The organism is Rhizobium lentis (assembly GCF_017352135.1).
GTDB classification, from domain to species: Bacteria; Pseudomonadota; Alphaproteobacteria; order Rhizobiales; family Rhizobiaceae; genus Rhizobium; species Rhizobium lentis.
In genome coordinates, this window is record NZ_CP071454.1 from 265,482 (window position 1) to 291,500 (window position 26,019).

The following is a 26,019-nucleotide window of genomic DNA, read 5'->3' on the forward strand; positions in this document are numbered from 1 at the left end:
CCAGCGGGGAGAAGAGACCTGCGGCGGCCTCTCCGTTCCTCACTCACCGCACAGCCCCGGCACAAGGCCTAGGATGGCGCGGAAAAGGGCAAGGCGAAATCACATCCCCTGCGCGCCGCGGTTCATTGCCGCAATCCCCGTGCGGCAGACTTCGATGAGACCGAGCGGCTTCATGATCGCGATGAACTGGTCGATCTTCGACGACTTGCCTGTGATCTCCAGGATGAAGTGATCGATCGTCGCATCCACCACCTTGGCGTGGAAGGCATCGGCAAGGCGCAGCGTCTCGGCGCGGGTTTCGCCCTCGCCGATCACTTTGACCAGCGCCACTTCGCGCTCGATTGGACGATCCTGGCCGAGTTCGCGAGCCCGCACCGTCAGATCGACGACGCGATGAACGGGCACGATGCGCTCGAGCTGCGCCTTGATCTGCTCCAGCACGTGCGGCGTGCCGCGGGTGACGATGGTGATGCGCGACAGATGCGCCTGATGCTCGGTCTCCGAAACCGTGAGGCTCTCGATATTGTAGCCGCGGCCGGAGAACAGGCCGATGACGCGGGCAAGCACGCCCGGCTCATTGTCGACGAGCACCGAGAGCGTATGGCTCTCGATCGCCGTCGTTTCCGGAGAGATGAAGTAGGCAGAGCCCGTGGGCTGAAGGTGTGCGTTCATGATCCTGGGTTTCCTCTTGCCGCATAACCCCGAAAATCGGCCACGATTTTCGGAAAGGAATTATGCGCAATTAAAAATCTTAGACGAGCTGGCGGCCTTTGGCGTCGATCGCGTTGGCGACCGCTTCATCGGTGGCTTCGTCGGGCAGCAGCATCTCGTTATGGGCCTTGCCCGACGGGATCATCGGGAAGCAGTTGGCAAGATTGGCGACGCGGCAATCGAAGATGACGGGCTTCTTGACCTCGATCATCTCGACGATCGCGTCGTCGAGTTCATCCGGCTTGTCGCAGCGCAGGCCGACCGCGCCATAGGCTTCCGCCAGCTTGACGAAATCGGGCATCGCTTCCGTATAGGAATGCGACAGGCGGTTGCCGTGCAAGAGCTGCTGCCACTGGCGCACCATGCCCATATACTGGTTGTTCATGATGAAGATCTTGATTGGCGCGTCGTATTGGATCGCCGTCGACATTTCCTGGATGCACATCTGGATCGACGCGTCGCCGGCGATGTCGATCACGAGACTGCCTGGATGGGCGATCTGGACGCCGAGGGCCGCCGGCAGGCCGTAGCCCATCGTGCCCAGGCCGCCCGACGTCATCCAGCGGTTCGGCTGCTCGAAGCCGAAGAACTGCGCCGCCCACATCTGATGCTGACCGACTTCGGTCGTGATGTAGGTATCACGGTCCTTTGTATGCGCGTAGAGCCGCTCCAGCGCATATTGCGGCATGATCACGTCGTTGCTTTTCGTATAGGCGAAGGAGTTGCGCGCCCGCCAGCGGGCGATATCGCTCCACCAGTCTTCGAGGCGGTTCTTCTCAGGCCTCTTCGGCAGCGCCCGCCACAGGCGGACCATATCTTCGAGGACATGGCCAACATCGCCGCGGATGCCGATATCGACGCGAACGTTCTTGTTGATCGAGGAAGGATCGATATCGATATGGATCTTCTTCGAGTTCGGCGAAAAGGCGTTGAGACGGCCGGTGATGCGGTCGTCGAATCGGGCGCCGATGCAGACCATGACGTCGCAATCGTGCATCGCCATGTTCGCCTCGTAGGAGCCGTGCATGCCGAGCATCTTCAGCCAGTTCTTGCCCGAAGCCGGATAGGCGCCGAGACCCATCAGCGTCGAGGTGATCGGGAAATCGGTGAGCTCGACCAGCTCGCGCAGCAGCTTGGAAGCCTCGGGGCCGGAATTGACGACGCCGCCGCCGGAATAGATGATGGGACGGCGCGCATTGGCCATCATCTCGATTGCCGCGTGGATCTGATTGAGATCGCCCTGGATCTTCGGCTGGTAGCTCTTCTGGATCGCGTAATCGGCAGGCGGCGTGTAGGTGCCGGTCGCAAACTGCACGTCTTTCGGAATGTCGACGACGACGGGGCCTGGACGGCCGGACTGGGCGATGCGGAAGGCCTCATGAATGATGGCGGCGAGTTGGTTGACATCCTTGACCAGCCAGTTGTGCTTGGTGCAGGGCCGGGTGATACCGACGGTATCGCACTCCTGGAAGGCGTCGGAGCCGATCAGTGGGGTCGGAACCTGGCCGCTCAGGCAGACGAGCGGGATCGAATCCATCAGCGCGTCCTGCAGCGGTGTGACCGCATTGGTGGCGCCCGGACCGGAGGTCACCAGCATGACGCCGACCTTGCCGGTGGAGCGGGCATAACCTTCGGCGGCATGACCTGCCCCCTGCTCGTGGCGCACAAGGATGTGCTTGATCTCGTCCTGCTGGAAGATCTCGTCATAGATCGGCAGAACCGCGCCGCCGGGATAGCCGAAGATATGCTCGACGCCGTTGTCCTTCAGCGCCTTGAGAACGATCTCCGCTCCCGTCATCCGATTGCCTGCCGCCTGATTGTCCGTGCTCATCTGTCTGTTCCGTTTGAATGCTGGGATTTGCGTTTGTGGCCGGAAGCCCGAAATTCGGGCACAAAAAAAGGCCCCGGAGGAGCCTTCGTCTAGCGCATGGGTGGCTGTCGCCGGATGGTTACACCATCCTGCCCATGCGCTTTCCCACCACGATAAGAGCCGTTGCGATTTTCATGGCGGGAAGTGATAGACAGAAAATTTCGCAGCGTCAACGCATGCCGCAATAAAAAACTGCCCCGCGCTTGGCACCTCCCAAAATCGATTAGGATGAAGGATTTGTTAAAGGATCGACTTTATCCTTTAACGCTACTGCAGGGAGTAGCCTTTGCTGAACAACGACTTGCGCATGTCTGGCAAGGCAGGCGAGCACGATCGACGCGACGGCCATGCGCCGGGAAATCGCTTTCTCGGCCGCGTCGTTGCATGCAGCGGCTCCAGAGCGACGATTGCCGCCGTGGCCGAACAGGGCGGCACCGATCTCACCGAACTCTGGTCCGTCGGCCGGCTGATTTCGATCAGCGTTGGCCGCAACCGCGTCGTCGCCCTCGTCTATTCCATGAACACCGGCAGCCATGCCTGGGGCGAAGGCGAGGACAATACTTTCAGGATCGAGACCGAGCTCCTCGGCGAAGTGCGTGTCGATGAGGATGGGCGCGAGGAATTTTCGACCGGCATCTCGCGCTATCCCTATCTAGGCGCCATCGCCCACCGCATCCGCGCCGCCGACTTGATGCGCATCTACGATGCCGGAACGGGCACGACGGCCGTCATCGGCAAACTGACGCAGGATGAAAGCATCGACGCGGCGATCCACATCCCGTCGATGCTCTCCAAACATTTCGCCGTCGTCGGTTCTACCGGCGTCGGCAAGTCCACGGCCGTCTCCTTGCTCTTGCACAAGGCAATCGTGGCGGACCCGAAGCTGCGCGTGCTGATCCTGGATCCGCACAATGAGTTTGCCGCCGCCTTTCCCCAGCACGCCGTCACCATCGATACAGATACGCTCGATCTGCCCTTCTGGCTGATGCGGCTTGAAGAATTTGCCGAAGTCGTATTTCGCGGCCGCCCGCCGGTGCCCGAAGAGCTCGACATGCTGCGCGACATCATGCCGGAGGCCAAGCGCGCCTTCCGCGGCAGCGACAATTCGCTCGTGCGCCGCACGGCGGAAAAGAGCTCCATCACCGCCGACACACCCGTACCCTACCGCATGGCCGATCTACTGGCGCTGATCGACGAGCGTATCGGCCGCCTGGAAGGCCGCGCGGAAAAGCCTTTCCTGCGATCGCTGAAAATGCGTCTCATCGCCGCGATCAACGATCCGCGCTATCACTTCATGTTCTCCAACAATACGATCAGCGACACGATCACCGACACGATCGCGCAGATCTTCCGCATCCCCGGCGACAACAGGCCGATCTGCACCTTCCAGCTTGCCGGCATTCCGTCCGAAGTCGTCAACTCCGTCGCCTCAGTGCTCTGCCGCATGGCCTTCGAGGTGGCGCTGTGGAGCGACGGCGCCATCCACATGCTCGTGGTCTGCGAGGAAGCCCATCGCTACATCCCGTCCGACCCGACGCTCGGCTTCGTCCCGACCCGCCAGGCAATCGCGCGTATCGCCAAGGAAGGCCGTAAATACGGCGTGTCTCTCGGCATCATCACCCAGCGGCCCGGCGAGCTCGACCAGACGATCCTTTCGCAGTGCTCGACGCTCTTTGCCATGCGGCTTGCCAATGATCGCGACCAGGAGATCATCCGCTCGGCCATCCCGAACTCGTCGATCTCGACGACGAGCTTCATCTCCTCGATCGGCAATGGCGAGGCGATCGCCTTCGGCGAGGCGATCAGCGTGCCCATGCGCATGCGCTTTTCCCGCGTCGACGAGCATCTGCTGCCGAAGGCTGCGAGCGCCAATAGCAAGCATAGCGAGGAAGATCCCGATACCGTCGATCTGCGCAAGATCGTCACCCGTATGCGGGCGGTGACGGTCGGGCCTGACATTTCGAATTTCCAGCAGAGCGTTGCCGCCTCGATGGCAAGTCTCGACGAGGCGGAAACTGCCGGCGAGGATCTCGACGCCACGCCCTACGCGTCGCCCGCGCCGACGGCTTCAACGCCGCTCGAATCCTACCGGCGTGAACTGCTGCCGCAGGCGCCCCGACTGGATCCGGCCGAATCGGCCCCGATCGATCCGCGGCTGGATGCGCTGCGCCGCGAGCTGCGTCGCGAGGAGCCGGTCTTTCCCCGGCCGGCGCCGCCGACCGACCAGCCGCCGGTCACCCGCCGGGAACCCGGCACGTCGCTGCGCGAAAGCATCCTGAAAAAGCCGCTGAGCAGCCTTTACAACAAGGATTGACGTTCCAGGTCGATCACCGGGCTGGCGGCGTCGAACACGCGCTGGCGGTCTGCCGGCCCGAGCGGCAGGAGCGGCCGCGGAAGGTCCGCCCGGACATCCAGCAGATGTTGGACCAGCATATAGACCACCCGAATGCTTCCATAGGCATTGAACACGTCCCAGAGCGGCCGCAGAAGGCCATCGAGCCGGCGCGCCTCGCCGTCATTGCCAGCCATCGCGGCCTTGGTCAAAGCAAGCGCCGTGCGCGGAAGCAGGCCGCCGATGACGCTGTACCAGGCGTCTGCGCCTGAAAGCAGCGCCTCCGCCGCACCCCAGTCTCCGCTGTAGCCGATCGCAAGGCGGGTCTTTTCCCGCAATAGAGCGAGCTCACCGCGCAAATCGCCGTCCGCCGGCAACGGCATCTTCACCGCCCTGATCGTTCCGATATCGGAGAGGCGCTGCAGAAGCTCGCGGCTGAAGGTGAAGTGCGTCGTGCCGGGATTGTTGTAGATGCACAGCGGAAGCCTCGTCGCCTTCGCCACCGCGAGGAAATGCTGGTAGACCTCCTCCTGGGTCAGCGGCGTGTAGGACACCGGCGCGAGCAGAAGCGCATCCGCGCCGGCGGCCTCGGCGTCGCGGGCGAGATCCACGGCACAGTCCGTCCTCAGAGCGCCGGCGCCGACGACGAGCGGAACACGGCCGTTGACGCATTCGACCGCCGCATTGACGGCCCGCAGCCGCTCTTCGCGCGTAAGATAAGCGTAGATCCCGGTGCTGCCGAGAAGGCCGATGGAGGCCACACCTGCATCACACAGGCGCTCCAGCAGGCGGCCGAGCGCCTCTATATCGACCCGGCCATACAGGCCAGCGGGCGTTGGCGGGAAAGCCGAGAGCCCACGAAACGGCGAAGAAGACATGATGCAGTCCTCAAGATACGGTCAATGGGAAAACAGCAGGCGCGACCCGGCGCCCGCGAAGAAGACGGCAAGACTAGCCTCGATCCAGCGCCGCGCCCGCGCGTAACCGCGCACCATCGGCGCCGTCGAGAAGAGCACGGCATAACCGCCGAATATCGAGATCCCCAAAAGCACGCAGCCGCCGAAGGCCATCAGGGCCATATCAGGCGAGGCGCCGGGCTTGAGGCCGAGCGACATGATCGCCACCCAGGCCAGAACCGCCTTCGGATTTCCGAGATGCATCAGGATCCCGCGGCGATAGAGCGTGCCGAGCGCCGCCGCTGGCCGGCCAAGTCCGCTTGTCGGCGTATCCTCGGCAGCGGCCGAGCGCGCCGCCTTCCAGGCGAGCCAGAGGAGATAGAGTCCACCCGCGATCTTGAGAACGATGAGGGCATTCGCATAGCGGACCAGCACTGTGGAAATGCCGGTAACGGCGATTAGACCCCAGCATGTCGACATCGTGATGACTCCGGCGGCAAGCACCAGCGCCGGCCGGCGGCCCTGGCTCATCGCCACGTTCATGATGGCCATGTTGCTTGGTCCGGGGCTGCCTGCCGCGATGACATAGGCGATATAGACGACGATAAGATCCTGCATGTCCCTCTTTCCGCAAGCCGTGACGTCGCTTCCTTCTCCTAAAAAATTGGTTCATCATGAAGCGCCATTTTCAAGAATCTTCATGGACCATTTTCAATGTCCAAGCGGCGCAGCATCATCGAAATTCCGTCGCTGAATGCGATCGACCGGACGGCCAATATCAGCCGTCGGCTTGCGGAGGCCCTCAGGACCGCGATCGCCCGCGGAGAGCTGAGACCGGGCGAGCGTCTTCCCTCGACGCGCACCCTTGCGGCTTCGCTAAGGATCGCCCGCGGCACAGTCGTGGAAGCGTTCGATCAGCTGACCGCCGAAGGTTATCTCGAAGCGCGCGTGGGAGCCGGAACCCGTGTTGCCGCGGCATTGACGGAAGCGGCGCCGCCGCTCCACGCGACGCCGGCCGTGCCGCCGGCCGAGGATGCGATCGACCTGCCTGCCCCGGCGGCGCGATTGATATCAATGGCCCGTACACTCAGCCCTCACCCGCCCGTTCCCTTCGCCATCGCCGTGCCCGCTTCGGGCATCGCGCCAGACGACAACTGGCGCCGTCTCGGCAATCGGGTGCGCGCGTCCAAACAGGCCGCACCTTCGGGCTACCACGATCCGATGGGTGTGATGGAACTGCGCATCGCCATCGCCGACCACGTCCGCCGCGCACGGGCCGTTCAATGCGAGCCGGAACAGGTCATCATTACATCTGGCACCCAGCAAGGCCTCTACATGGCAGGTCGGGTCATGCTGTCGCGCGACGATCCCGTCTGGGCCGAAGACCCGGCCTATCCAGGGCTCACGGCCGTCCTGGACGATCTCGGGGTCCGGACGCATCGCCTGCCGGTCGATGCTCAGGGAATGAACGTCGAACGCGGCCTCGAGCTATGTCCGGCAGCGCGCGCCGCATTCGTAACTCCCTCGCATCAATATCCCATCGGCATGCCGCTCAGCATGGCGCGGCGCAACGCCCTGATCGCATGGGCCGACAAGAACCGCGCCTGGATCGTCGAGGACGATTACGACAGCGAATTGCGTTATGCCGGACACCCTTTTCCCTCGATGCAGGGGCTGCGTCCCTCGCGTGTCATATATCTCGGCACCTTCAGCAAGGTCCTCTTTCCTTCGTTACGCCTCGGTTACGTCATCGCCCCCTTGCCGCTCGCAGAAGCCTTTGCCGGCGCACGCGCCATTCTTGATCGGCATTCGCCGATCTCCGAACAGCACGTTCTGGCTGCCTATATCAGGGAAGGCTACTTCGAGGCCCATATCAGGCGCATTCGAGGTCTCTATGCCGAGCGCCGCGCCATTCTGCTCGCGGCGCTCGAACGAGCCTTGCCTCAGGGGTGCCACGTTCAGCCAAGCGATCAGGGCATGCATATTCTTCTCTGGCTGCCCCAGGAGGCCGACGACGTGCGACTTGCAGCGAACGCCCTCTCTGCCGGCCTCGCGGTGCGGGCGATTTCTCCCATGTATGCCGCGCAGCCCGCGCGCCCCGGCTTGATGCTCGGTTTCGGCGGCTTCCCACCGGAGCAATTGCAGGCGGCGGTAAGCGAACTCGCCCGACTGCTGCGAGTGTGCATCGCGCAAACTGCGCCTGGTGCTTGAGGACTACGCTGCCAGCCGTTGCCACCTCTCATCCATCTGGTTGCGGAACCAGGTCATTTGCCGCTTGGCATATTGCCGTGTCGCCGCGGCCCCCTTCTCCAGCACCTCATCGCGCGTCATCTCGCCCTTCAGCATCGCCGCGATCTGGGACACCCCGATGGCCTTCATGACAGGCGCAGCGGCCGGCAGGCCGAGCGCAAGCAGCGCCCTCACCTCGTCTTCCGCGCCCTCGCGCAGCATCTTCCCGAAACGGCCGTTGATGCGGGCATGCAGCACCGCCCTTTCCGGCAGCACGACGATCTTGCGAGCCGCCTCAGCGTCGATCAACACGGGTCCTGACCGTCCTTGAAAATCGGCAATCGACCGCCCCGTCGCCTTGATCACTTCCAGAGCCCGGACGATGCGCTGCCCGTCCTGGCGGCTGAGACTTGCCGCCATGGCAGGGTCGACTGCGTCAAGTTCGGCATACAGCTGGTCCGGTCCCTCCTCCAGCAGCCGTGTCCGCAGGCCCGCCCGAAGCGCCTCAGGTATGTCGGGCATATCGGACAGGCCGCCTGTCAGGGCCTTGAAATAGAGCCCGGTGCCGCCGACGAAGACCGGCAGTTGCCCGGCCGCCTTCAGCGCCGGCAGCAGCGACGCGACATCGCGCAGCCAGGCGCCTGTGGAATAGCCGGCACCTGCCGGTACGTGGCCGTAGAGATGATGCGGCACGCCCTGCATCTCCTCCTCCGACGGACGTGCCGTCAGCACTCGCAAGGTGTCGTAGACCTGCATGCTGTCGGCATTGACGACCGCGCCGCCATGGCGCTTGGCCAATTCGACGGCGAGCGCGGACTTGCCGCTGGCGGTCGGCCCGGTTATCAGGATCGCGTTCTCTACGCTCAGAAGGTTTTTCATCATGGCCCTCGTTGCCACGCTTGTTGCCAATCCGTCAAATCCCGTGCTGACCGCCGGCCTCGCCGAACAGGCCGCCGAGGCCGTCAAGGCTTCCGGCCTCTACTGGCTGGCCGATGGCATTGCCTGCGACATCGCGTTGCGCGACGGCACGGATGCACAAGCGGCCGAGGCCAATCTCCTCGCCGTCATAGCAAGCGCCCCGATCGACCTCGTCATCCAGGAACAGGACAGCCGCCGCAAGAAGCTGCTGATCGCCGACATGGATTCGACGATGATCGGCCAGGAATGCATCGACGAACTTGCCGCCGAAGTCGGCCTGAAGGAGAAGGTCGCCGACATCACAGCCCGCGCCATGAACGGCGAGATCGCCTTCGAGCCGGCGCTGCGGGAGCGCGTCGCCCTCTTGAAGGGCCTGCCGATCTCGGTCGTCGACGAGGTCATTGCCAATCGCATCACCCTGACATCAGGCGGTCCGGAACTGATTGCCACGATGAAGTCGAAAGGCCATTACACCGCCCTCGTCTCCGGCGGCTTCACCGTCTTTACCAGTCGCATCGCCGCCACTCTCGGCTTCGACGAGAACCGCGCCAACAGGTTGCTCGAAGACGGCGGCATCCTCTCCGGCTTCGTCGCCGAGCCTATCCTCGGCAAGCAGGCGAAAGTCGATGCATTGAATGAAATTTCGGCCAGCCTCGGCATCTCGCCCAAGGAAGCGATCGCCGTCGGCGACGGCGCCAACGATCTCGGCATGTTGCAACTCGCCGGCTCCGGCGTCGCCCTGCATGCCAAGCCAACTGTGGCCGCCCAGGCGCAGATGCGTATCAATCACGCTGACCTGACGGCGCTACTCTACATCCAGGGTTACCGGAAGACCGATTTCGTGGCGGCCTGAAAACCAACGCGGTGCACCTTTATATCATTCCTGTGCGTCACGGGAATGATATGAAGAAGTTGGAGACCTTGGCGGCTCATTCACCACGGCCGCAACTACTTATTCCATCGGCACCGCCACGAAGCGCAGGTCGCCGTTTGCAGACGCGATCATCAGCTGGGCGTTGCGCCGGCCTTCCTGTTTCAGCGATTTCACCTTGGCGGCGACCGCATCCGGCGACTTCATGAATTCCTGCGCCACTTCGACGATCACGTCGCCTGGCTTCAGCCCCTTTTCGGCCGAAGCGGAGCCGGGCGCTACCTCGGTCACGACGACGCCGTCGACGCTTTCGGCGATGCCGAAGGCTTTGCGCGTCTCGGGGCTCAAGAGCGACAGCGACAATCCGAGCACGTTCTTCGGCGTCGCTGCATCCGGCGACGCCTGGCCCTGATTCTGGTCCGGTGCCGGCGCGCCCGGTGCGCGCTGGCCCTGGTCGCCGCCATCCGGCTGGTCCATATCGTTGTTCTCGTCGGGATTAGGGGTAATCACACCGTCCTGCGAGCCATCGGGCACTGCATCACCGGATGCAGCCTGATCGCTGTCCTCGAGCCGGCCGAGCTTCACCTTGACGGTCTGCTCCTTGCCGTCACGCAGCACCACGACGTCGACTTCCTTGCCGACCGTGCTTTCCGCCACGACCCGCGGCAGGTCGCGCATTTCATTGACCGTCTTGCCGTCGAATTTCAAAATGACGTCGCCGGCCTTGATGGAGCCGTCGTCGACGGGACCGCCCTTGATGACGCCGGCGACCAGTGCGCCCTTGGCCGTGTCAAGCCCGAGGCTGTCGGCGATATCGTCGGTCACCGGCTGGATGCGCACGCCGAGCCAGCCACGCCGCGTCTCGCCATATTGGCGCAACTGCTCGACAACGCCGGAAGCAAGTTCTGATGGCACCGAAAACCCGATGCCGATCGAGCCGCCGCTCGGCGAGATGATCGCCGTGTTGATGCCGATCACTTCGCCCTTCATGTTGAAAAGCGGACCGCCGGAGTTGCCCTTATTGATCGCCGCATCCGTCTGGATGAAGTTGTCGTAGGGGCCAGCATTGATGTTGCGGCCGCGCCCGGAAATGATGCCGACAGTCACCGAACCGCCGAAGCCGAACGGATTACCGATCGCCATCACCCAGTCGCCGATGCGCATCTCGCTGGAATCGCCGAACTTCACGGATTTCAGCGGCGTCTTCGGTTCGACCTTCAGCACAGAGAGATCGGTCTTCGTATCCGTTCCAATCAGCTTCGCCTTGAGCTTCGAGCCGTTGGCGAAATTGACTTCAATGTCGTCTGCACCCTCGATCACGTGGTTGTTGGTGACGATGTAGCCGGCCGGATCGATGACGAAACCGGAGCCGAGCGAGCTGACATTGTGGTTGGGGCCTTTGTCGCCCTGCTTTTTATTGAAGAAGTCGTTAAAAAACTCCTGGAAGGGCGATCCATCCGGCGCGCGCGGTGCCGGACCGACGCCTTCGTCATCCTTCACATTCTGCGAGGTCGAGATGTTGACCACGGCGTCCAGCAGCCCTTCGGCAAGATCGGCGACCGAAGCCGGACCGCTGGTGGGAACGACAGCCCCGATCGGCGGAGTTGCCTGCGGAGCAGCGGGGGCGGGAGCGGTCTGTGAAGCCGCGGGGGCGTGAGTGGGGCCGCTCCGGGTACGGTCGCCTCAGGCGCAGTCTGCGCAAAAGCAATCCCGCTCATGCCGGCTTGCGCCAGGATTGCGGCGCTGGCCAAAAGCGCGAGCGTTCGTCTGAAGGGCGAGCGTATCGTGGGGGCCATCAAGCTTCCTCATAGGGGGTAAATGCGCACATTGAGCACCAGCATAAGGCGGAATGATGGAGGGCGAAATCACCTTTTCGCGAAATCCCCGTGCAATCCGAGGCGTCCTCGCAAAAGCCGGATTAACGCGATCATCCCACGCAAAAAGGGCCGGCACGCGGGCCGGCCCTTTCAACATTGCCTGGTAGGCGAATGGCGCCCCTGCCGTCAGTTCGCCGGCTGGGCGGGTGCTGCCGGAGCAGTTGTCCCGGGTGCAGCCGGAGCAGGTGCGGCGGTATTTGCCGGCGCCTGCAGCCCGCCGGCGGCGCTGTCGAAATAGCGGAAGAATTCCGAATTCGGCGACAGCACCAGCGTCGTGTCCTGCGAGGAAAGCGCCGAGGAATAAGCCGCCATCGAGCGATAGAACTCGAAGAAGGCAGGATTCCTCGAAAAGGCGTCGGCGAACACACGATTGCGTTCGGCATCGCCCTGGCCGCGCAGGATTTCCGCGTCACGCTGGGCATCGGCCGTGATTTCCACCACCTGGCGATCGGCGACCGCCCTGCGGCGCAGGCCGTCTTCCGTGCCCTGTGCGCGCAGGAGTTCGGCTTCGGCCAGACGCTCGGAGCGCATGCGGTTATAGGTGTTCGGCGCCACATCGGCCGTGAGGTCCGTGCGGCGGATGCGCACGTCCTCGATATTGAGGCCGAGAAGCTCGGCGTCCGGACGCAGATCGTCGCGCACCTCGAGCATCATCGACACGCGCTCGTCGGAAAGTGCGGCATCGAATTCCCGCAGACCATAGACCCGGCGCAGCGCCGAATCGAGACGGGTGCGCAACCGTGCTTCCGCCGCATCGCGATCACCGGAGACGGTTTCGCGGAAACGGCGGGCATCGTTGATCGAATAGATCACGAAGGCATCGACGTCGAAAGTCGCGCCGCCCTTGACCTGCACCTGGATATTATCGAGGTCGAGGCGCAGCTTCTGCTTTTCGACGAGCTGAACGCGGTCGGCATCCATGAAGCTGAACGGCAGCTTGAAATAGATGCCGGGCTCGGTCTTGACCGACTGGATTTCGCCGAAGCGCACGACAATCGCCTGTTCGCGGGCATTGACCACGTAGACCGAGGAGTAAAGCCCGACCAGCACGACGGCGAGGATGATGAGAATGACGGGAAGCCTGTTCGAAGTCATGGCTCAACCTCCCTGCTGCGACGGTCTGGAGATCTCGTTGAGCGGCAGATAGGGCACGACCCCCTGCTTCTCTTCGATGATGACCTTCTTGGAATTCTTCAGCACCTGTTCCATCGTTTCCAGGAACAGCCGCTTGCGGGTGACGTCGGGCGCCTTCGAATATTGTTCGTCGATGGCGATGAAGCGTTGCGCCTCGCCCTCCGCTTCCTTGACGACACGGTCCTTGTAGGCGGCTGCATCTTCGCGGATGCGCGCACCATCACCGCGCGCCTGACCGAGTTTCTGGTTGGCGTACTGGTTGGCTTCTTCCACCAGGCGCTGCTTGTCCTGGTCGGCGCGCTGCACTTCCTGGAAGGCGTCGGCGACTTCACGCGGCGGCGCCACGTCCTCGATCGTCACCTTGTTGACCGAAATGCCGGAATTGTAGCGCGACATCGTATCCTGGATGATGTTGGCGACTTCGCTGGCGATCTCCAGGCGCCGGTCGCGGAACGCATCCTGCGCCGGGCGGCGGCCGACGACCTCGCGCATCGCACTTTCGGACACCTGCTGCAGCGTCTGCGCCGGGCTCTCGACGTTGAAGAGATAGGCGCGCGCATCGCTGATCTGATAGAGCACGTTGAAACGGACGTTGAGGATGTTCTGGTCGCCCGACAGCATCAGTCCGCCGGCCGTGTTGCTGCTTCCCTGCGTGCCGCCGACATTCAGCAACTGCTCGGTGACCTTGACGATCTCGACCGTGTCCATCGGCCAGAAATGGAAATGCAGACCCGGCATCGATACCGTTTCCCGCGGCTTGCCGAAGCGCAGTTCGACACCGCGTTCATCCGGCTGAACGGTGTAGACGCACTGGATCAGCCAGAAGATGGCGACGATCGCCACGACGATGACCGCCACGCCACCGTTGAAACCGCCGGGAACGATGTTGCGCAGCTGATCCTGGCCGCGCCGGATAATGTCTTCCAGATCGGGCGGTCCGCCTTTGCCGCCGCCACGCGGGCGGTTCGGCCCCTGGCCCCATGGTCCCTGATTATTACCGCCGCCGCCCCAAGGGCCGCCGCCGCCATTCTGATTGCTCCAGGGCATCAAAACCTCGTTGTTCGTTAAGTCTTCCCCGCATCCGGGACCGTGGGGGCTGACCGGCGGATGCGTTGGAGACCGTTATAGGTATCACCGCACCGGCTTTCAACGCAGCGTGAGAAACTTGGTCAATTTAATTGGAAAATAGTTCATTTTCAGCCGCGACGGCGTTCATAGACGATGTAGCGCGTGGGATAGCTGTCCTTCTCACCGGCCGACACCTCGAGCGCCTCGCCCGCCTGCCAGGTGGCGGGATCGATCGCCGGAAACGACGCGTCGCCATCCAAATCGGCCTCGACATGGGTGATGCACAGTCGATCGGCGAGGTCGATTGCCTGGGCATAGATCTGCCCCCCGCCGATGATGCAGATTTCGTCGGCACCGGTTTGGAGCGCCAGCCTTTCGGCAGCGTCCATCGCCTCGGTCAGCGAATGCGCCATACTGATGTCGGAATGATCGATCGCCGCTTGCCGCGAGATGACCACGTTCGGCCGTCCCGGCAGCGGCTTGCCGATGGAATTGTAGGTCTTGCGGCCCATTACGACAGGCTTTCCCAATGTCAGCGCCTTGAAGCGTTTGAGATCGCTCGACAACCGCCAGGGCATATCGCCCTCGCGGCCGATGATGCCGTTGCGGGCAACGGCGGCAATAATGGTCCTGCGGATGTTGGCCATGAGATGTTCCGGTCAGACAGCAATCGGCGCCTTGATGCTGGCATCGGCCTCGTAGCCGATCAGCTCGAAATCGTCGAAGGTGAAGCCGAAGATATCCTTCACATCAGGATTGATCCGCATGAACGGCAGCGGCTTCGGCCGGCGCGTCAGCTGCAGCTTCGCCTGGTCGAAATGGTTGTGGTAGAGATGGGCATCGCCGAGCGTGTGAACGAAATCGCCGGGCTTCAACCCGGTCACCTGAGCTACCATCATCGTCAAAAGCGCATAGGAGGCGATGTTGAAGGGCACGCCGAGGAAGATATCGGCCGAGCGCTGGTAGAGCTGGCAGGAGAGCTTGCCGTCGGCGACATAGAACTGGAACAGGCAATGGCAGGGCGGCAGTGCCATCTGGTCGACCTCAGCCGGATTCCAGGCTGAGACGACGTGGCGGCGCGAATTTGGATTGTTGACGATGCCTTTGACGAGATTGGCGATCTGGTCGATATGGCCGCCATCGGGTGCCGGCCAGGAGCGCCACTGGGCGCCGTATACCGGCCCGAGTTCGCCGTTCTCGTCGGCCCATTCATCCCAGATCGAGACGCCGTTCTCCTTGAGATAGCGGATATTCGTTTCGCCCTTCAGGAACCATAACAGCTCGTGGATGATCGAACGCAGATGCAGCTTCTTCGTGGTGAGGACGGGAAAGCCTTCCTCAAGATCGAAGCGCATCTGGTGGCCGAAGACCGAGCGCGTGCCGGTGCCGGTGCGGTCGCCCCGGTCGGAGCCATTTTCCATCACGTGGGCGAGGAGATCGAGATATTGCTGCATGTCGCGCTGATTCCGTTTTCTCCAATTTAAGCCTTCGCCTTGAGGAAACCAATCACCGGGGCGGTATTTTCCCGTTCTTTCTGCCGCCTGGCATAAAGCTTTTATGACGATTGCCCTTTCCTTGGGCGAAGGAAATCACTATATCAGCCCTGCCGGCTCTCGGGCCGGCTATGGCAATAAATGAGCGGTGTAATAAACCTATTGGACCCGGGGGCGGTACCCGGCGCCTCCACCAAAAACCGGCGGTATCGAAGGCCGGCTTTTGATGGGGGCGAAACAGGATCGACAAGGGTGTAAAGATCGACTTTTTGCTCGGCATTGTACCGCCGTTATCGGGCTAAAATTGTAGTTGCAAACGACAACTATGCGGAAGCTCGTCTCGCTGCTTAATCGCGGTGTGACACTTCAATCAAAGTCCTAGTGGTTCGCACCTCTAGGCGGGGTCCGAAGGCACCTGGCAACAGAAGCCTTCACCTTCTCCCTGCCATCGAAATCATGTATGCTCCTTAAAAACGTGACTCGGCTCCGGTCTTTCCCAAGGCGCCCGGACATGGCATATAACCTTGTGAAAAGACTTCCGAACCGACGAAAGACAGGAAAAGCATGGGGCAGGATCATATCCGCTACGACATTCTAGCGCAGGATGCACTTCGCGGCGTCATCCGCAAGGTTTTGGCGGAAGTCGCAACAACGGGCCGTCTGCCCGGCGACCATCACTTCTTCATCACCTTTCTCACGGGTGCGGCCGGCGTGCGCATTTCCCAGCACCTGAAGTCGAAATATCCCGAGCAGATGACCATCGTCATCCAGCATCAGTTCTGGGACCTGAAGATCACCGAGACGCATTTCGAAATCGGCCTTTCTTTCTCCGACGTTCCGGAAAAGCTGGTTATTCCGTTTAATGCGATCCGCGGCTTCTACGATCCCTCGGTCAATTTTGAGCTCGAATTCGACGTACCGCTCGCCGATGGCGAGGAGCTGCCATCCGGCGAGATCACCGCCTATCCAGTCGACGCGGCAGGAAAGCCTGATGAAGCCGGCGCAAAACCGGCCGACGGCGAGGAGAAGAAGCCGGGCTCCGTCGTCTCGCTCGACTCCTTCCGCAAGAAACAGTGATTGACAAGGGAGGCCTAGCCTCCCTTTCCATAAGGTTTAAGGCCCCTGCATGAGCGCCGAAATCATCAATCTGCGCCAATTCCGCAAGAAGCAGGCCCGCTCCGAAAAGGAGAAACAGGCCGAGCAGAACCGCATTTCCTTCGGCCGCACAAAGGCTGAGAAGCAGCTCACCCGCAGCCTGAACGAAAAGGCCGACAAGGCTCACCGCGATGGCCGGATCGAGACGGATGACGACGGCGAATGAAGCTTCGCGCAAAGCTTGAAGGGCTGGAAACGAACCTGCGATCAGTGACTTGCGCAGCTTCCTTGAATCGATCCTCAAAGCTGATTGCGGTGTGAACCGGCTTATGATCCGCAAACACTCGGCGACATTGCATGGCCATCGCACCAGCTTTTCGCTGGAAGATGAATTCTGGGCCGAACTGAAGACGATTGCGGCAAGCCGTTCGATGTCGCTTGCCGCGCTGATTTCCGAGATTGACGACCACCGCCCCCCGAACGGCAACCTGTCGTCGGCGCTGCGGCTCCATGTGCTGTCCTGGGCCAAGGCCGGCGGTCGCCAGCCGTGACGCGGGGCGTATCAAAGTCCTGCGGCGATATTGGAACGGCGATTTCATAAAACACCCGACGCACCCCTCAAGTGCAGCAGATACCACGCGTCTTCATTGGGCCTGGACGCCCGGCAGTTGGTCGAAATTGAGCTGACCGGGCTGCGCCTGGCCGCCACGCCGGGCCGCTTCCGCCTCGGCGGCCGCCCTCGCCTGGGCATCGGTCTTGGCTTTGGCTTCCGCCGCGCGTGCGGCCTCCGCCTCGGCAGCAGCCTTCTGCGCGGCCGCTTCCTGCGCCAATGCGCGCAACCGCTCTTCCTCCGCCTGCCGTTGCCGCTCGATCTCGGCCGCCCTGACGCGCTCGGCCTCATTGAATCGATAGAGCGCCGCCTCGCGCCGCAGCCGCTGCTTTTCGAGCACGATTGCCTGCAGCCGCTCAACGCGCCGCCGCTCGCGCTCGAAGGCGCGCAGCGACAGGTAGCTGGTGATATCGGTCACATCCATCGTCTTGCCGGGGGACGGCAGCAGGCCGGAAAAATTCAGCTTCAGTGCCGGCTCGGCACCGGGAAGCGTCTCCTTTCCCGGATTGAGCCCGATGCCGACCGTCGCGCTGATCCGCTCCTCCGGCAACGCGATCTGGGCGTCGGCGCTGACACGAGCCAACTCGTTGGCGACCGTCACATTCTGCACCCTGAGAGTCCCGTCGGTGATATTGAAGGGAATTCCGAGCGGCGGCAACTTCGCCTCGCCGTTGTTGAGCAGCGTCTCGACGATCGGATGCACCTTGCCGGCATTGATCTGTTCCTGCATCGTGTCGGTGGCGGCAAGCAGCGGCGGAAGGATGGCAAGGTTCAGTCCGCGTATGCTGGTATCGCCGAGCCTGAGCTCCCCCGAACCATTGAGCGAGCTGGCGATCTCGGCGACCGTCTTGCCAGAGGCCTCCATCGACAGCGACAATCCGAACTTGCCGTTGGCGATCGGCGCGCCGTCACGCAGCCAGATGACGCCGGCAAGATCGGAATCGGCAAGCGCCAGCTTCGTCTGCAGAAAACCGGTGCCCCCGGCATTGGTGAAAAGCAGGTTGCCGGAGAGCTTGCCGCCATCCCAGTTGCCGGCCATGTCATTGAGCTGCAGCTCGTCGCCCTGATAGGCGACGTTGCTGGTGAAGTCGGACACTGACTTTTGGGGCAGGCCGGGCCAGAACTCTTTGGCCGACAGCTTCACCTTGACGTCGAGATCCTTGAACATCGGCAAGCCCAGCGGCGCCTTCGAGAGCGTGCCGCTGGCCGGATCAACGATCTGGCCGAACACCGCCTCGCCGAGCCAGCCGGCATCGGCCTTGGCGAGTCTCAGCTCGCCGTTCGCGGTCGTCTTCGCAGCCTTGCGGTCGAAGGTCAGCGCACCGGAAAACTCATTGTCGGCCGCGCGCCCCTTGAGATCGGACAAGACGATCTTGTCGCTATCGACGGCGGCATTGACCTGCACACCGACCGGCAGTCCTGTTCCGGTCTGCGGCAGGGCAATACCGTTCATGATGAGGTAGGGGTCGATATCGGCGCTGTCGAGCGACAGCGCGATCTGGCCGTTCATGAAGCTCTCTGGCCGCACGTCAACCTTGCCGTTGGCGGTAAACGAGGTCCGGTCGGTCGCAAACGTCAGCGCCGCATCGGCAGGATCGTTGCCCGACGCCTTCACCTTGAGCGTCAGGCGGCCGTTGGCGCCGACATCGACCGGCAGCGGGTCGAGCCCGGCCTGACCGAACAGGATCGACGGCACGGCGTTCTCGAGCGTCGCCTCGAGGCTGGTCGTGCCGTTGCCGGTTAACGCCAGGAGATCGGACATGCGGTAATCGAGATTGACCCGGCTGCCGTTCGAGACGCCGGCCAAGGTCACCGTCAGCGCGTTACCCTCGTCGCCGCCGAGCGTCAGCGCCCCGCGCAACGCTGTATTGCCGTACCAGCCGGCATTGCGTACCAGCCGGTCGAGCACCGGGTGGTGCGGAAGATGCTCGCGCAGCATGGTGAAGAAGCCGCCGGGATCGGCCGATTTGAAGGTGATCTCGCCCGCCCCCTTGTAGTCGAGCAGCGAACCTTCCGCCCGGCCCGTCGCCGTCAACTCGGCGCCCGCGAGGTTCTTGACCGACAGCCGGTCGACCGCAAGCGCCCCGTCGGCGATCGTGAAGGTGGTCTCGACATTCTCGGCCTCAACGTCGAAGGCGGTGAATTTATCGGCCCTGAGCTGCGCGGCGATCTTATGGTCGAGGACGTTGTCGCCGCTTTCCTGCCCTGTCGCAAGCCCGGCCAGCGCCTGCAGCGCGTCAAGATCGAGCGTGTCGCCGTTCAGTGCCACCGACAGGGTTGGCGGCTGGCCGGAGATCGCCTGCCGCTCCAGCCGGCCCTTCAGCGTCGCCGATCCGACGGCGATTTCGAGATTTTCAAAACGCTGCAGCTCAGGGGTCAGACTGACATTGGCGGAAAAACCCGCCTGCCGCAATTGCCGGATTGCCGGATCGACCGAGCCCGCCAGCCAGGAGGCAAGCCCGGTCGGCTGGTTCGAGGCCAGCACGATCTTGCCGTTGAACGAGGCTTCGCCCTGAAGCAGGAGCTTGCCCTTGCCTTCCACCTGCGTGCGCCCCGGCAGCGTGCCGATGGCGCTGTCGATCATCCAGCCGGTGCCGGCCGGCTCCAGCTCCAGCTGTACATCGCGGAGTGTCGTGTCGCCGGCGACGATTGCCGGCAGCTTGACGCTCGCCTTGCCCGGCACCTGCGGGATCGGAACCTGCGCGACGATGTCGATCAGCGAATTCAACCGCTCGCGTGCCGAAACCGCGGGATCCCGCGTCGTCTTGCCGGCCGCGCCCTGATTGCCGATGCGGTTGACGTCTATCTGCTGCCCGTCGGCGGTCAACAGGAATTCCGGCGCATTGCCGGTATCGAGCGTCGCCTCCCCGGTTATCACATAGGGATCGTCTGTCGGGCCGATCTCCATCCGATACTCGGGAATGCGGATACGTTCGTTGGTAAGCTCGAAACGGCCCTTGACCCTCGGCGGCTGTTCGTTCTTGTTGGCCGACCTGGCACTGTTGCGGTTTTCGATCGCCGCCGAAAGCTGGCCCTGATAGTTCGGCTTGCGGTCGACCAGCTTCAGTTCACCGTCGAGATCGACACTGACCGGATGCTGGTCCGGCGAAAGCTTCGTGCGCATCCGCAACACGCCCTTCTCGTCCGGCTGGCTGCTGGAGATCGAGAAACTTCCGTGTTCGCCGTCGAGCGCCGCATCGCCCTCGATGCGCCAGGGGCCGGCGAGCGACTTGGCCGACATTTCCGCATTCAGGCCGGTGATGCGGCGCGCCCGGCCCGACTGGTCATCGAGGAAGTCGACTTCACCGCCGCTGACATGCACATTTTCGAGAACGACTGTTTTGGCCGGTATCTCGGCGCGGCTGCCGCGCATCCAGTCGAGTGTGCCGTCTTTGAGCAATCTGAGGCGCACCTTCGGATTGACGACGCGCATGTCGAAGATCAACGCCTCGCCCGACAGGAAAGGCGCAAGCTCTGCATCCATGGAGAACTGTTCGACCTTGACGATCGGCGTGCCGTCCGCCTCCTGGCCGACGCGCACATCGTGCAGGGTGACCGACGGAAACGGCAGCAGGCGGGCATCCACCGTGCCGTGGACAGTGACTTTCTTACCGATAATGCGGCTTGCCTGATCCTCGAAATTCTTGCGGAAATCCGTCCAGTCGATGAACAGCGGCGCAAGCAGCGCCACAAACAGCACTACGACGATCACTCCCCCCAGAAAGACGAGGAACCGGCCTACCAATGCAAGGATTCTCCATTCGGGATTCTGTTGCCGACATTGCTTGGGATTCTGTTGTCGACACTAGCGCTATTCATGCCGGGGGCAAGGCCCAAGTTCATGAGAATATTCCGTTTTCAGCCTTGGTGGAAAATCTTTCCCGGATTGAAGATGCCGTCCGGATCGAGCGCCTGCTTCACCTGTCGCATCAGATCCACCGTTCCCCCAAGCTCCTGCTCCAGAAAGGCCATCTTCCCCTGCCCGATCCCATGTTCGCCAGTGCACGTCCCATCCATATCGAGCGCTCGCCGATTGAGACGCTGCACGAAGCTCTCGGCCATGGCGATGTCTTCGGCGCTTTTGTCGTCGAACAGCAACAGCACATGGAAATTCCCGTCGCCCGCATGACCGACGATCGGGCCAAGCAACCCGTGCGCTTCGATATCCGCCTGCGTTTCGGACACGCAGTCGGCAAGTCTCGATATCGGAACACAAACATCGGTCGAAAGTGCGGCAAGCCCGGGCGCCAGCGCCCTGGCGGACCAATAGGCGTCATGGCGCGCCTTCCACAGTTTCGTCCGCTCCTCGGCATTGGCGGTCCAAAGAAACTCGCCGCCGCCGCATTCCGCGGCGATTTCGGCAAAGGCGGCCGATTGCAGCGGCACGGTTTCGTCGGTGCCGTGGAATTCGAGGAACAGTGTCGGGCTTTCCGCATAAGAAAGCCGGGAATAGGCGTTGCACGCCCGCATCTGCACAGCATCGAGCAGTTCGATACGCGCCACCGGAATGCCCATCTGGATCGTCATGATGACAGCATCGCAAGCCGCCTTGATGCTCGGAAAGGCGCATACGCCGCCGGCTATCTTCTGCGGGATCGCCTGCAGGCGCAGCGTCACCGATGTCAATATGCCAAGCGTGCCTTCGGCGCCGACGAAAAGCCGCGTCAGGTCATAACCGGCTGAGGATTTGCGGGCACGTCGCGCCGTGCGGATCTCCTCGCCATTGGCGGTGACGGCCGTGACGGCAAGCACATTGTCCTTCATCGTCCCGTAGCGCACGGCATTGGTGCCGGAAGCCCGTGTCGACGCCATGCCGCCGATCGAGGCATTGGCACCGGGATCGATCGGGAAGAACAAGCCGGTATCGCGCAGGTGGATGTTCAGGGCCTCGCGCGTAATCCCAGGCTCGACCGTGCAGTCGAGATCCTCGGGATTGACTTCGAGCACTCGATTCATGCGGCTGAAATCAATGGAAATACCGCCATTGACGGCATTGACCTGCCCCTCCAGCGAGGAGCCGGTGCCGAAGCCGATGACCGGCACCTTATGGATCGCGCAGGCCCTGACGGCCATCTTCACGTCTTCGGCGCTTTCGGCGAAGAGCACGCCGTCGGGCAGCTGCGGCGGGATATAGGTCGTCGTATGGGCATGCTGTTCGCGGAAGGCCTGCCCCGTCTGGAAGCGTTCGCCAAAACTCTGCTTGAGAATGCCGAGCACAGCGGCAATGCCCGCCTCGTTGCGTGTTCCGGCCTTTGCGTCCTTCAGCGCCATCCCTTTGATCTCCCTGCCATTCCGCGTAGACGAGATCATGTCCCGCAGACTAGAGCGCCATGCGTCTGTTCAGAGGCGCAAAGGACGCTGTAGAACTTTAAAATTGCTGCATAATTTGATCCTTAAGCCGATTCCGATTTAAGGAACTATGCAACAGGCTGGGTATGGGGCAAGTCAAAGCGGCTGTCCAGTTAAGATTGGGAAAAGATTTTACTCCCCTTTTGTTGTAGGCGGTCCGGCTCAGACGATCGGCGGATTGAGGCGGGCAAAGCCCTCCTGCCGTCGATAGGGAAAATACGGATAAGGTGCCGTCACGGCGCTGACTGCGTCGAGCTTTTCGATCTGATCCTTCGACAGGCTCCAGCCGGCCGCGTCGAGATTTTGCCTGAGCTGCTCTTCGTTGCGGGCGCCAATGATGACGCTCGATACCGTCGGCCGGCCGAGCAGCCAATTGATGGCGATCTGCGGCACAGTCTTGTCGGTCTCTGCCGCAATCGAATCCAGCACCTCGACGATGTCGAACAGTCGCTCATCGTCGACGGGTGGGCCGTACTTGGCCGTCTCGTGCAGGCGGCTTGCCGCAGGCAGCGGCTGGCCGCGGCGAATCTTTCCGGTCAGCCGTCCCCAGGCAAGCGGGCTCCAGACGAGCGCGCCAACGCCTTGGTCGGCGGCGAGCGGCATCAGCTCCCATTCGTAGTCCCGCCCCGCCAGCGAATAATAAACCTGATGGGCAACGTAACGCGGTTTGCCGTGACGTTCGGCAGCGGCGAGCGACTTCATCAGTTCCCACCCGGCAAAATTGGAAGCGCCGACATAGCGGATCTTGCCGGCGGCCACGAGCGCGTCGAGTGTCGCAAGCACCTCCTCGATCGGCGTCGAGGCATCAAAGGCGTGAAGCTGCAAAAGGTCGATATAATCGGTCCCGAGCCGGCGCAGCGCATCCTCTGTCGCCCGGATCAGCCGCGCCCGCGATGTCCCCCAGTCCTGCGGGCCCTCGCCCATCGGCAATGCGGTCTTCGTCGAGATCAGCACCGCGTCGCGCCGGCCACGGATCGCCTGGCCGAGCACGTCCTCGGAAGCGCCCGCCGAGTAGACGTCAGCCGTATCGAAAAGATTGACCCCCGCTTCGAGGCAGATGTCGACAAGTCGCCGCGCTTCCTGGGCATCGGTGTTGCCCCAGGCGCCGAACAGGGGTCCGCTGCCGCCGAACGTGCCCGCGCCGAAACTTAAGAGCGGCACTCTGAGGCCGGAGGCGCCGAGATTTCTATATTCCATGGATTGGTCTCCTTGTTTCCTCTGAGAATAGACCTTGGCACCTCGTTGATATAGATTGCCTCTCAGCACATCATCTGTGATTTGAAATCATCATGAGCCGTCAGGACATCAACCGCTCCGGCGAAATGGAAGTCTTCGTCAGTGTTGTCGAGCGCGGTGGCTTTTCGGCCGCCGCGCTAGCGCGGCGCATGACGCCTTCGGCCGTCAGCAAGCTCGTCGCCAGGCTGGAGGCGCGCCTCGGCGCCCGCCTCGTCAACCGCTCGACCCGCAAGCTGCAGCTGACGCCGGAGGGCTGCGCCTTCTATGAGCGCAGCATCGCCATCCTCGCCGATATCGCCGAGGCGGAACGTCAGGCTTCGTCCGGCGAACAGGCATCGGGTCGCATCCGTATCAACACCAGTGGCTCGTTCGGCAACCATATACTGGCGCCGCTCGTGCCCGCCTTCATGGCGCTTCATCCGGCCGTGACGCTCGATATTGCCCATACCGACAGGATCGTCGACCTAATGGAGGAGCGCGCAGACGTCGCGATCCGCGCCGGCCCCTTGAAGAATTCCAGCCTGATCGCCCGCAAGCTCGGCGCGGCCGGCAAAATCATCGTCGCCTCGCCCGGTTATCTCAGGCGCCACGGCGAGCCGCGCAGCGTCGCCGACCTCAATAGCCATTGCCGGATCGGCTTTTCCTATGCCCGCGCGGTCGAAGGCTGGCCGCTGCGCGAGAACGGCGAAACAGTAACGGTGCCGATCACACCGGGCGTGCAGGTCGCAGACGGCGAGGCCATGCGACATCTCGCGCTTGCCGGCGCAGGCCTTGCGCGGCTGGCCGCCTTCACCGTGCGCGCCGATATCGATGCCGGCCGGCTGATAACAGTGCTGGAAGAGGCCAATCCCGGCGACACCGAGGAATTCTACGCCCTCTATATCGGCCAGGGCGGACCGCTGCCGGCGCGTGTGCGCGCACTGCTCGATTTCCTCGTAAGATATGTGCATTTCTGAAGAGACAACAATGGCTTGAGTCGGCATCTTGAATCAAATTCGCATCAGAGTTCGCCGGGAAGCCAGATTTCGCAATTGACCGCGCTCACGGCAGCCACCTATACCGAGGCCGCACCGACCGGCCTTGAGCCGGCCTCTCTTCGTCATGCCGGAGCACCTTCCCATTTTCAGCCTCAGGGCTTGGCACCGGCCGGGAAAATACGGGGATTCATGCCACTCAGCCACGCCCGCCGCATGCTGCGTGATGCCGGCCTGCCAAAATGGGCGCTGCTGCTGGCGCTCTCGACCGCCTTCACCGTCTTTCTCGAACTCTTCGCCCTGCCCGCCTCGCTGCTGATCGGGCCGATGGCTGCCGCCATCGTGCTGGCGCTGACTGTCGGCAAGGGAAAGCTTCGCGTGCCGCTCTGGCCCCTGCAGTTGGCACAGGTCCTCGTCGGTCTGATGATGGCGCGCACCATCACTCCTGATATTCTCGGCACTATGGCGAAGGACGCGCCGCTCTTCCTGCTGTTCATCTTCTCGGTCATCGCCATCGCCACAGGCCTCGGCTGGCTTTTGACGCGCTGGCAGGTGCTGCCGGGAACGACCGCCGTCTGGGGCTCCTCGCCGGGCGGGGCGTCGGCGATGGTCATCATGTCGGAAGCCTATGGCGCCGATGCCCGCCTCGTCGCTTTCATGCAATATCTGCGCGTCGTCTTCGTCGCCGTCGGCGCATCGGTGATTTCGCGTCTTTGGGTCGCGGCAGACGGGGCCGAACCGCCGCCGCTCGTTCTCTTTCCGGAAGTCGACTGGCCGGCCTTCGCGGCAACGATCGCCTTTGCCGGCTTCTGCGTCTACGGCGTGCGCCGCCTGCGCATCCAGGGCGGCATGATCATCGTACCGCTCTTTCTCGGCGCCTTCCTGCAGGGGATCGGCCTCATGAAGATCGAGTTGCCGATGTGGTTGCTCGCCATCGCCTATGCACTCGTCGGCTGGAGCATTGGCTTGCGCTTCACCCGCTCTATCCTTCAGCATGTGGCGCGGGCCCTGCCGCGGGTGTCGGCCTGTATCGTGCTGCTGATGGCGCTCTGCGGCTGCATGGCGGCAGCCCTTCACGTCTTCGCCGGCATTGATCCGCTGACGGCCTATCTCGCCACCAGCCCGGGCGGCGCCGATTCCGTCGCCATCATCGCCGCGTCCAGCGATGTCGACGTGCCCTTCGTGATGGCGATGCAGACCGGCCGTTTCCTAGTCATTCTGCTGATCGGCCCGATGCTGGCCCGCTTCATCGCCCGCCGTTCCGGCCTTGCGGAAAACCCCGCCTAAGTCAGGAAATCGTCAGCTCGTCGGCTCTAGCCTCGCGCCCGACTATTCCATACATTGATTCAATGAACG

The 26,019-nt window shown here is 62.7% G+C and carries 20 protein-coding genes, 1 other RNA gene and 1 pseudogene; 9 read left to right on the forward strand and 13 right to left on the reverse strand.

Annotation, left to right across the window (positions count from 1 at the left end):
- Positions 1 to 99: 99 nt before the first annotated feature.
- Together ilvN and J0663_RS01430 are read right to left on the reverse strand one after the other, a co-directional pair.
- Complete coding sequence (ilvN, locus tag J0663_RS01425; protein WP_064694644.1) at positions 100 to 672, reverse strand: acetolactate synthase small subunit; 573 nt, start codon at positions 670 to 672, stop codon at positions 100 to 102.
- 79 nt (positions 673 to 751) lie between these two features.
- Positions 752 to 2,542 (reverse strand): acetolactate synthase 3 large subunit, encoded by a 1,791-nt coding sequence (locus J0663_RS01430; protein ID WP_207242713.1) that lies wholly within the window; start codon positions 2,540 to 2,542, stop codon positions 752 to 754.
- Positions 2,543 to 2,867: 325 nt separating this feature from the next.
- Between J0663_RS01430 and J0663_RS01435 the strand changes: the two genes are divergently transcribed.
- A complete protein-coding gene (locus tag J0663_RS01435) occupies positions 2,868 to 4,895 on the forward strand; it encodes an ATP-binding protein (RefSeq protein ID WP_207242714.1) in 2,028 nt (675 codons plus the stop codon).
- Here the strand turns inward: J0663_RS01435 and J0663_RS01440 are convergent.
- Complete coding sequence (locus J0663_RS01440) at positions 4,880 to 5,791, reverse strand: dihydrodipicolinate synthase family protein (protein WP_259665878.1); 912 nt, start codon at positions 5,789 to 5,791, stop codon at positions 4,880 to 4,882. The genes J0663_RS01435 and J0663_RS01440 overlap by 16 nt on opposite strands.
- A 21-nt stretch (positions 5,792 to 5,812) precedes the next feature.
- Positions 5,813 to 6,427, reverse strand: coding sequence for a LysE family translocator (locus J0663_RS01445; RefSeq protein WP_207242715.1), 615 nt, complete (start codon positions 6,425 to 6,427; stop codon positions 5,813 to 5,815).
- 96 nt (positions 6,428 to 6,523) lie between these two features.
- Here J0663_RS01445 and pdxR point away from each other — a divergent pair, with 96 nt between their 5' ends.
- The gene (gene pdxR, locus J0663_RS01450; protein ID WP_207242716.1) at positions 6,524 to 8,020 is read left to right on the forward strand and encodes a MocR-like pyridoxine biosynthesis transcription factor PdxR; all 1,497 of its coding nucleotides are present in this window, start codon (positions 6,524 to 6,526) and stop codon (positions 8,018 to 8,020) included.
- Positions 8,021 to 8,023: 3 nt separating this feature from the next.
- Here pdxR and miaA read toward each other — a convergent pair whose 3' ends face one another.
- A complete protein-coding gene (gene miaA, locus J0663_RS01455; protein WP_207242717.1) occupies positions 8,024 to 8,920 on the reverse strand; it encodes a tRNA (adenosine(37)-N6)-dimethylallyltransferase MiaA in 897 nt (298 codons plus the stop codon).
- Here miaA and serB point away from each other — a divergent pair.
- Entirely contained in the window at positions 8,919 to 9,809 is an 891-nt protein-coding gene (gene serB, locus J0663_RS01460; protein ID WP_207242718.1) for a phosphoserine phosphatase SerB, read from the forward strand. The two genes, miaA and serB, sit on opposite strands and share 2 nt — an antisense overlap.
- A gap of 99 nt (positions 9,810 to 9,908) precedes the next feature.
- Here the strand turns inward: serB and J0663_RS01465 are convergent.
- The 5 genes and pseudogenes from J0663_RS01465 to J0663_RS01485 all read right to left on the reverse strand — a co-directional run bounded on the left by J0663_RS01465 (position 9,909) and on the right by J0663_RS01485 (position 15,360).
- Positions 9,909 to 11,623, reverse strand: a pseudogene (locus J0663_RS01465) (Do family serine endopeptidase).
- Positions 11,624 to 11,830: 207 nt separating this feature from the next.
- The gene (gene hflC, locus J0663_RS01470; RefSeq protein WP_207242719.1) at positions 11,831 to 12,799 is read right to left on the reverse strand and encodes a protease modulator HflC; all 969 of its coding nucleotides are present in this window, start codon (positions 12,797 to 12,799) and stop codon (positions 11,831 to 11,833) included.
- A 3-nt stretch (positions 12,800 to 12,802) separates the two neighbouring features.
- Positions 12,803 to 13,885, reverse strand: a complete 1,083-nt coding sequence (hflK, locus tag J0663_RS01475; RefSeq protein WP_207242720.1) for an FtsH protease activity modulator HflK — start codon at positions 13,883 to 13,885, stop codon at positions 12,803 to 12,805.
- 149 nt (positions 13,886 to 14,034) lie between these two features.
- A complete protein-coding gene (locus tag J0663_RS01480; RefSeq protein ID WP_207242721.1) occupies positions 14,035 to 14,553 on the reverse strand; it encodes a dihydrofolate reductase in 519 nt (172 codons plus the stop codon).
- A gap of 12 nt (positions 14,554 to 14,565) precedes the next feature.
- Complete coding sequence (locus tag J0663_RS01485) at positions 14,566 to 15,360, reverse strand: thymidylate synthase (RefSeq protein WP_207242722.1); 795 nt, start codon at positions 15,358 to 15,360, stop codon at positions 14,566 to 14,568.
- Between the two features lie 112 nt (positions 15,361 to 15,472).
- Here J0663_RS01485 and ssrA point away from each other — a divergent pair.
- The 4 genes from ssrA (at position 15,473) to J0663_RS01505 (ending at position 17,045) form a co-directional block, all read left to right on the forward strand.
- Positions 15,473 to 15,835, forward strand: a transfer-messenger RNA (tmRNA) gene (gene ssrA / locus J0663_RS01490).
- A 128-nt stretch (positions 15,836 to 15,963) separates the two neighbouring features.
- Complete coding sequence (locus J0663_RS01495) at positions 15,964 to 16,476, forward strand: SspB family protein (RefSeq protein WP_207242723.1); 513 nt, start codon at positions 15,964 to 15,966, stop codon at positions 16,474 to 16,476.
- Positions 16,477 to 16,525: 49 nt separating this feature from the next.
- On the forward strand, positions 16,526 to 16,720 hold the full coding sequence (locus J0663_RS01500; RefSeq protein ID WP_207242724.1) for a DUF4169 family protein: 195 nt from the start codon (positions 16,526 to 16,528) through the stop codon (positions 16,718 to 16,720).
- Between the two features lie 103 nt (positions 16,721 to 16,823).
- Positions 16,824 to 17,045, forward strand: coding sequence for a ribbon-helix-helix domain-containing protein (locus J0663_RS01505; protein ID WP_207242725.1), 222 nt, complete (start codon positions 16,824 to 16,826; stop codon positions 17,043 to 17,045).
- A 93-nt stretch (positions 17,046 to 17,138) separates the two neighbouring features.
- Here the strand turns inward: J0663_RS01505 and J0663_RS01510 are convergent, their stop codons facing one another.
- The 3 genes from J0663_RS01510 to J0663_RS01520 form a co-directional block, all read right to left on the reverse strand.
- Positions 17,139 to 20,849 (reverse strand): AsmA family protein, encoded by a 3,711-nt coding sequence (locus tag J0663_RS01510; protein WP_207242726.1) that lies wholly within the window; start codon positions 20,847 to 20,849, stop codon positions 17,139 to 17,141.
- 113 nt (positions 20,850 to 20,962) lie between these two features.
- Complete coding sequence (locus J0663_RS01515; RefSeq protein WP_207242727.1) at positions 20,963 to 22,375, reverse strand: FAD-binding oxidoreductase; 1,413 nt, start codon at positions 22,373 to 22,375, stop codon at positions 20,963 to 20,965.
- A 240-nt stretch (positions 22,376 to 22,615) separates the two neighbouring features.
- Positions 22,616 to 23,650 carry an aldo/keto reductase gene (locus tag J0663_RS01520; RefSeq protein ID WP_207242728.1) on the reverse strand — a complete coding sequence of 345 codons (1,035 nt, stop codon included), beginning with the start codon at positions 23,648 to 23,650 and terminating at the stop codon, positions 22,616 to 22,618.
- Positions 23,651 to 23,742: 92 nt separating this feature from the next.
- Here J0663_RS01520 and J0663_RS01525 point away from each other — a divergent pair, with 92 nt between their 5' ends.
- Both J0663_RS01525 and J0663_RS01530 read left to right on the forward strand, forming a co-directional pair.
- On the forward strand, positions 23,743 to 24,645 hold the full coding sequence (locus tag J0663_RS01525; RefSeq protein WP_207242729.1) for a LysR family transcriptional regulator: 903 nt from the start codon (positions 23,743 to 23,745) through the stop codon (positions 24,643 to 24,645).
- A 210-nt stretch (positions 24,646 to 24,855) separates the two neighbouring features.
- A complete protein-coding gene (locus J0663_RS01530) occupies positions 24,856 to 25,950 on the forward strand; it encodes an AbrB family transcriptional regulator (RefSeq protein WP_207242730.1) in 1,095 nt (364 codons plus the stop codon).
- Positions 25,951 to 26,019 lie beyond the last annotated feature (69 nt).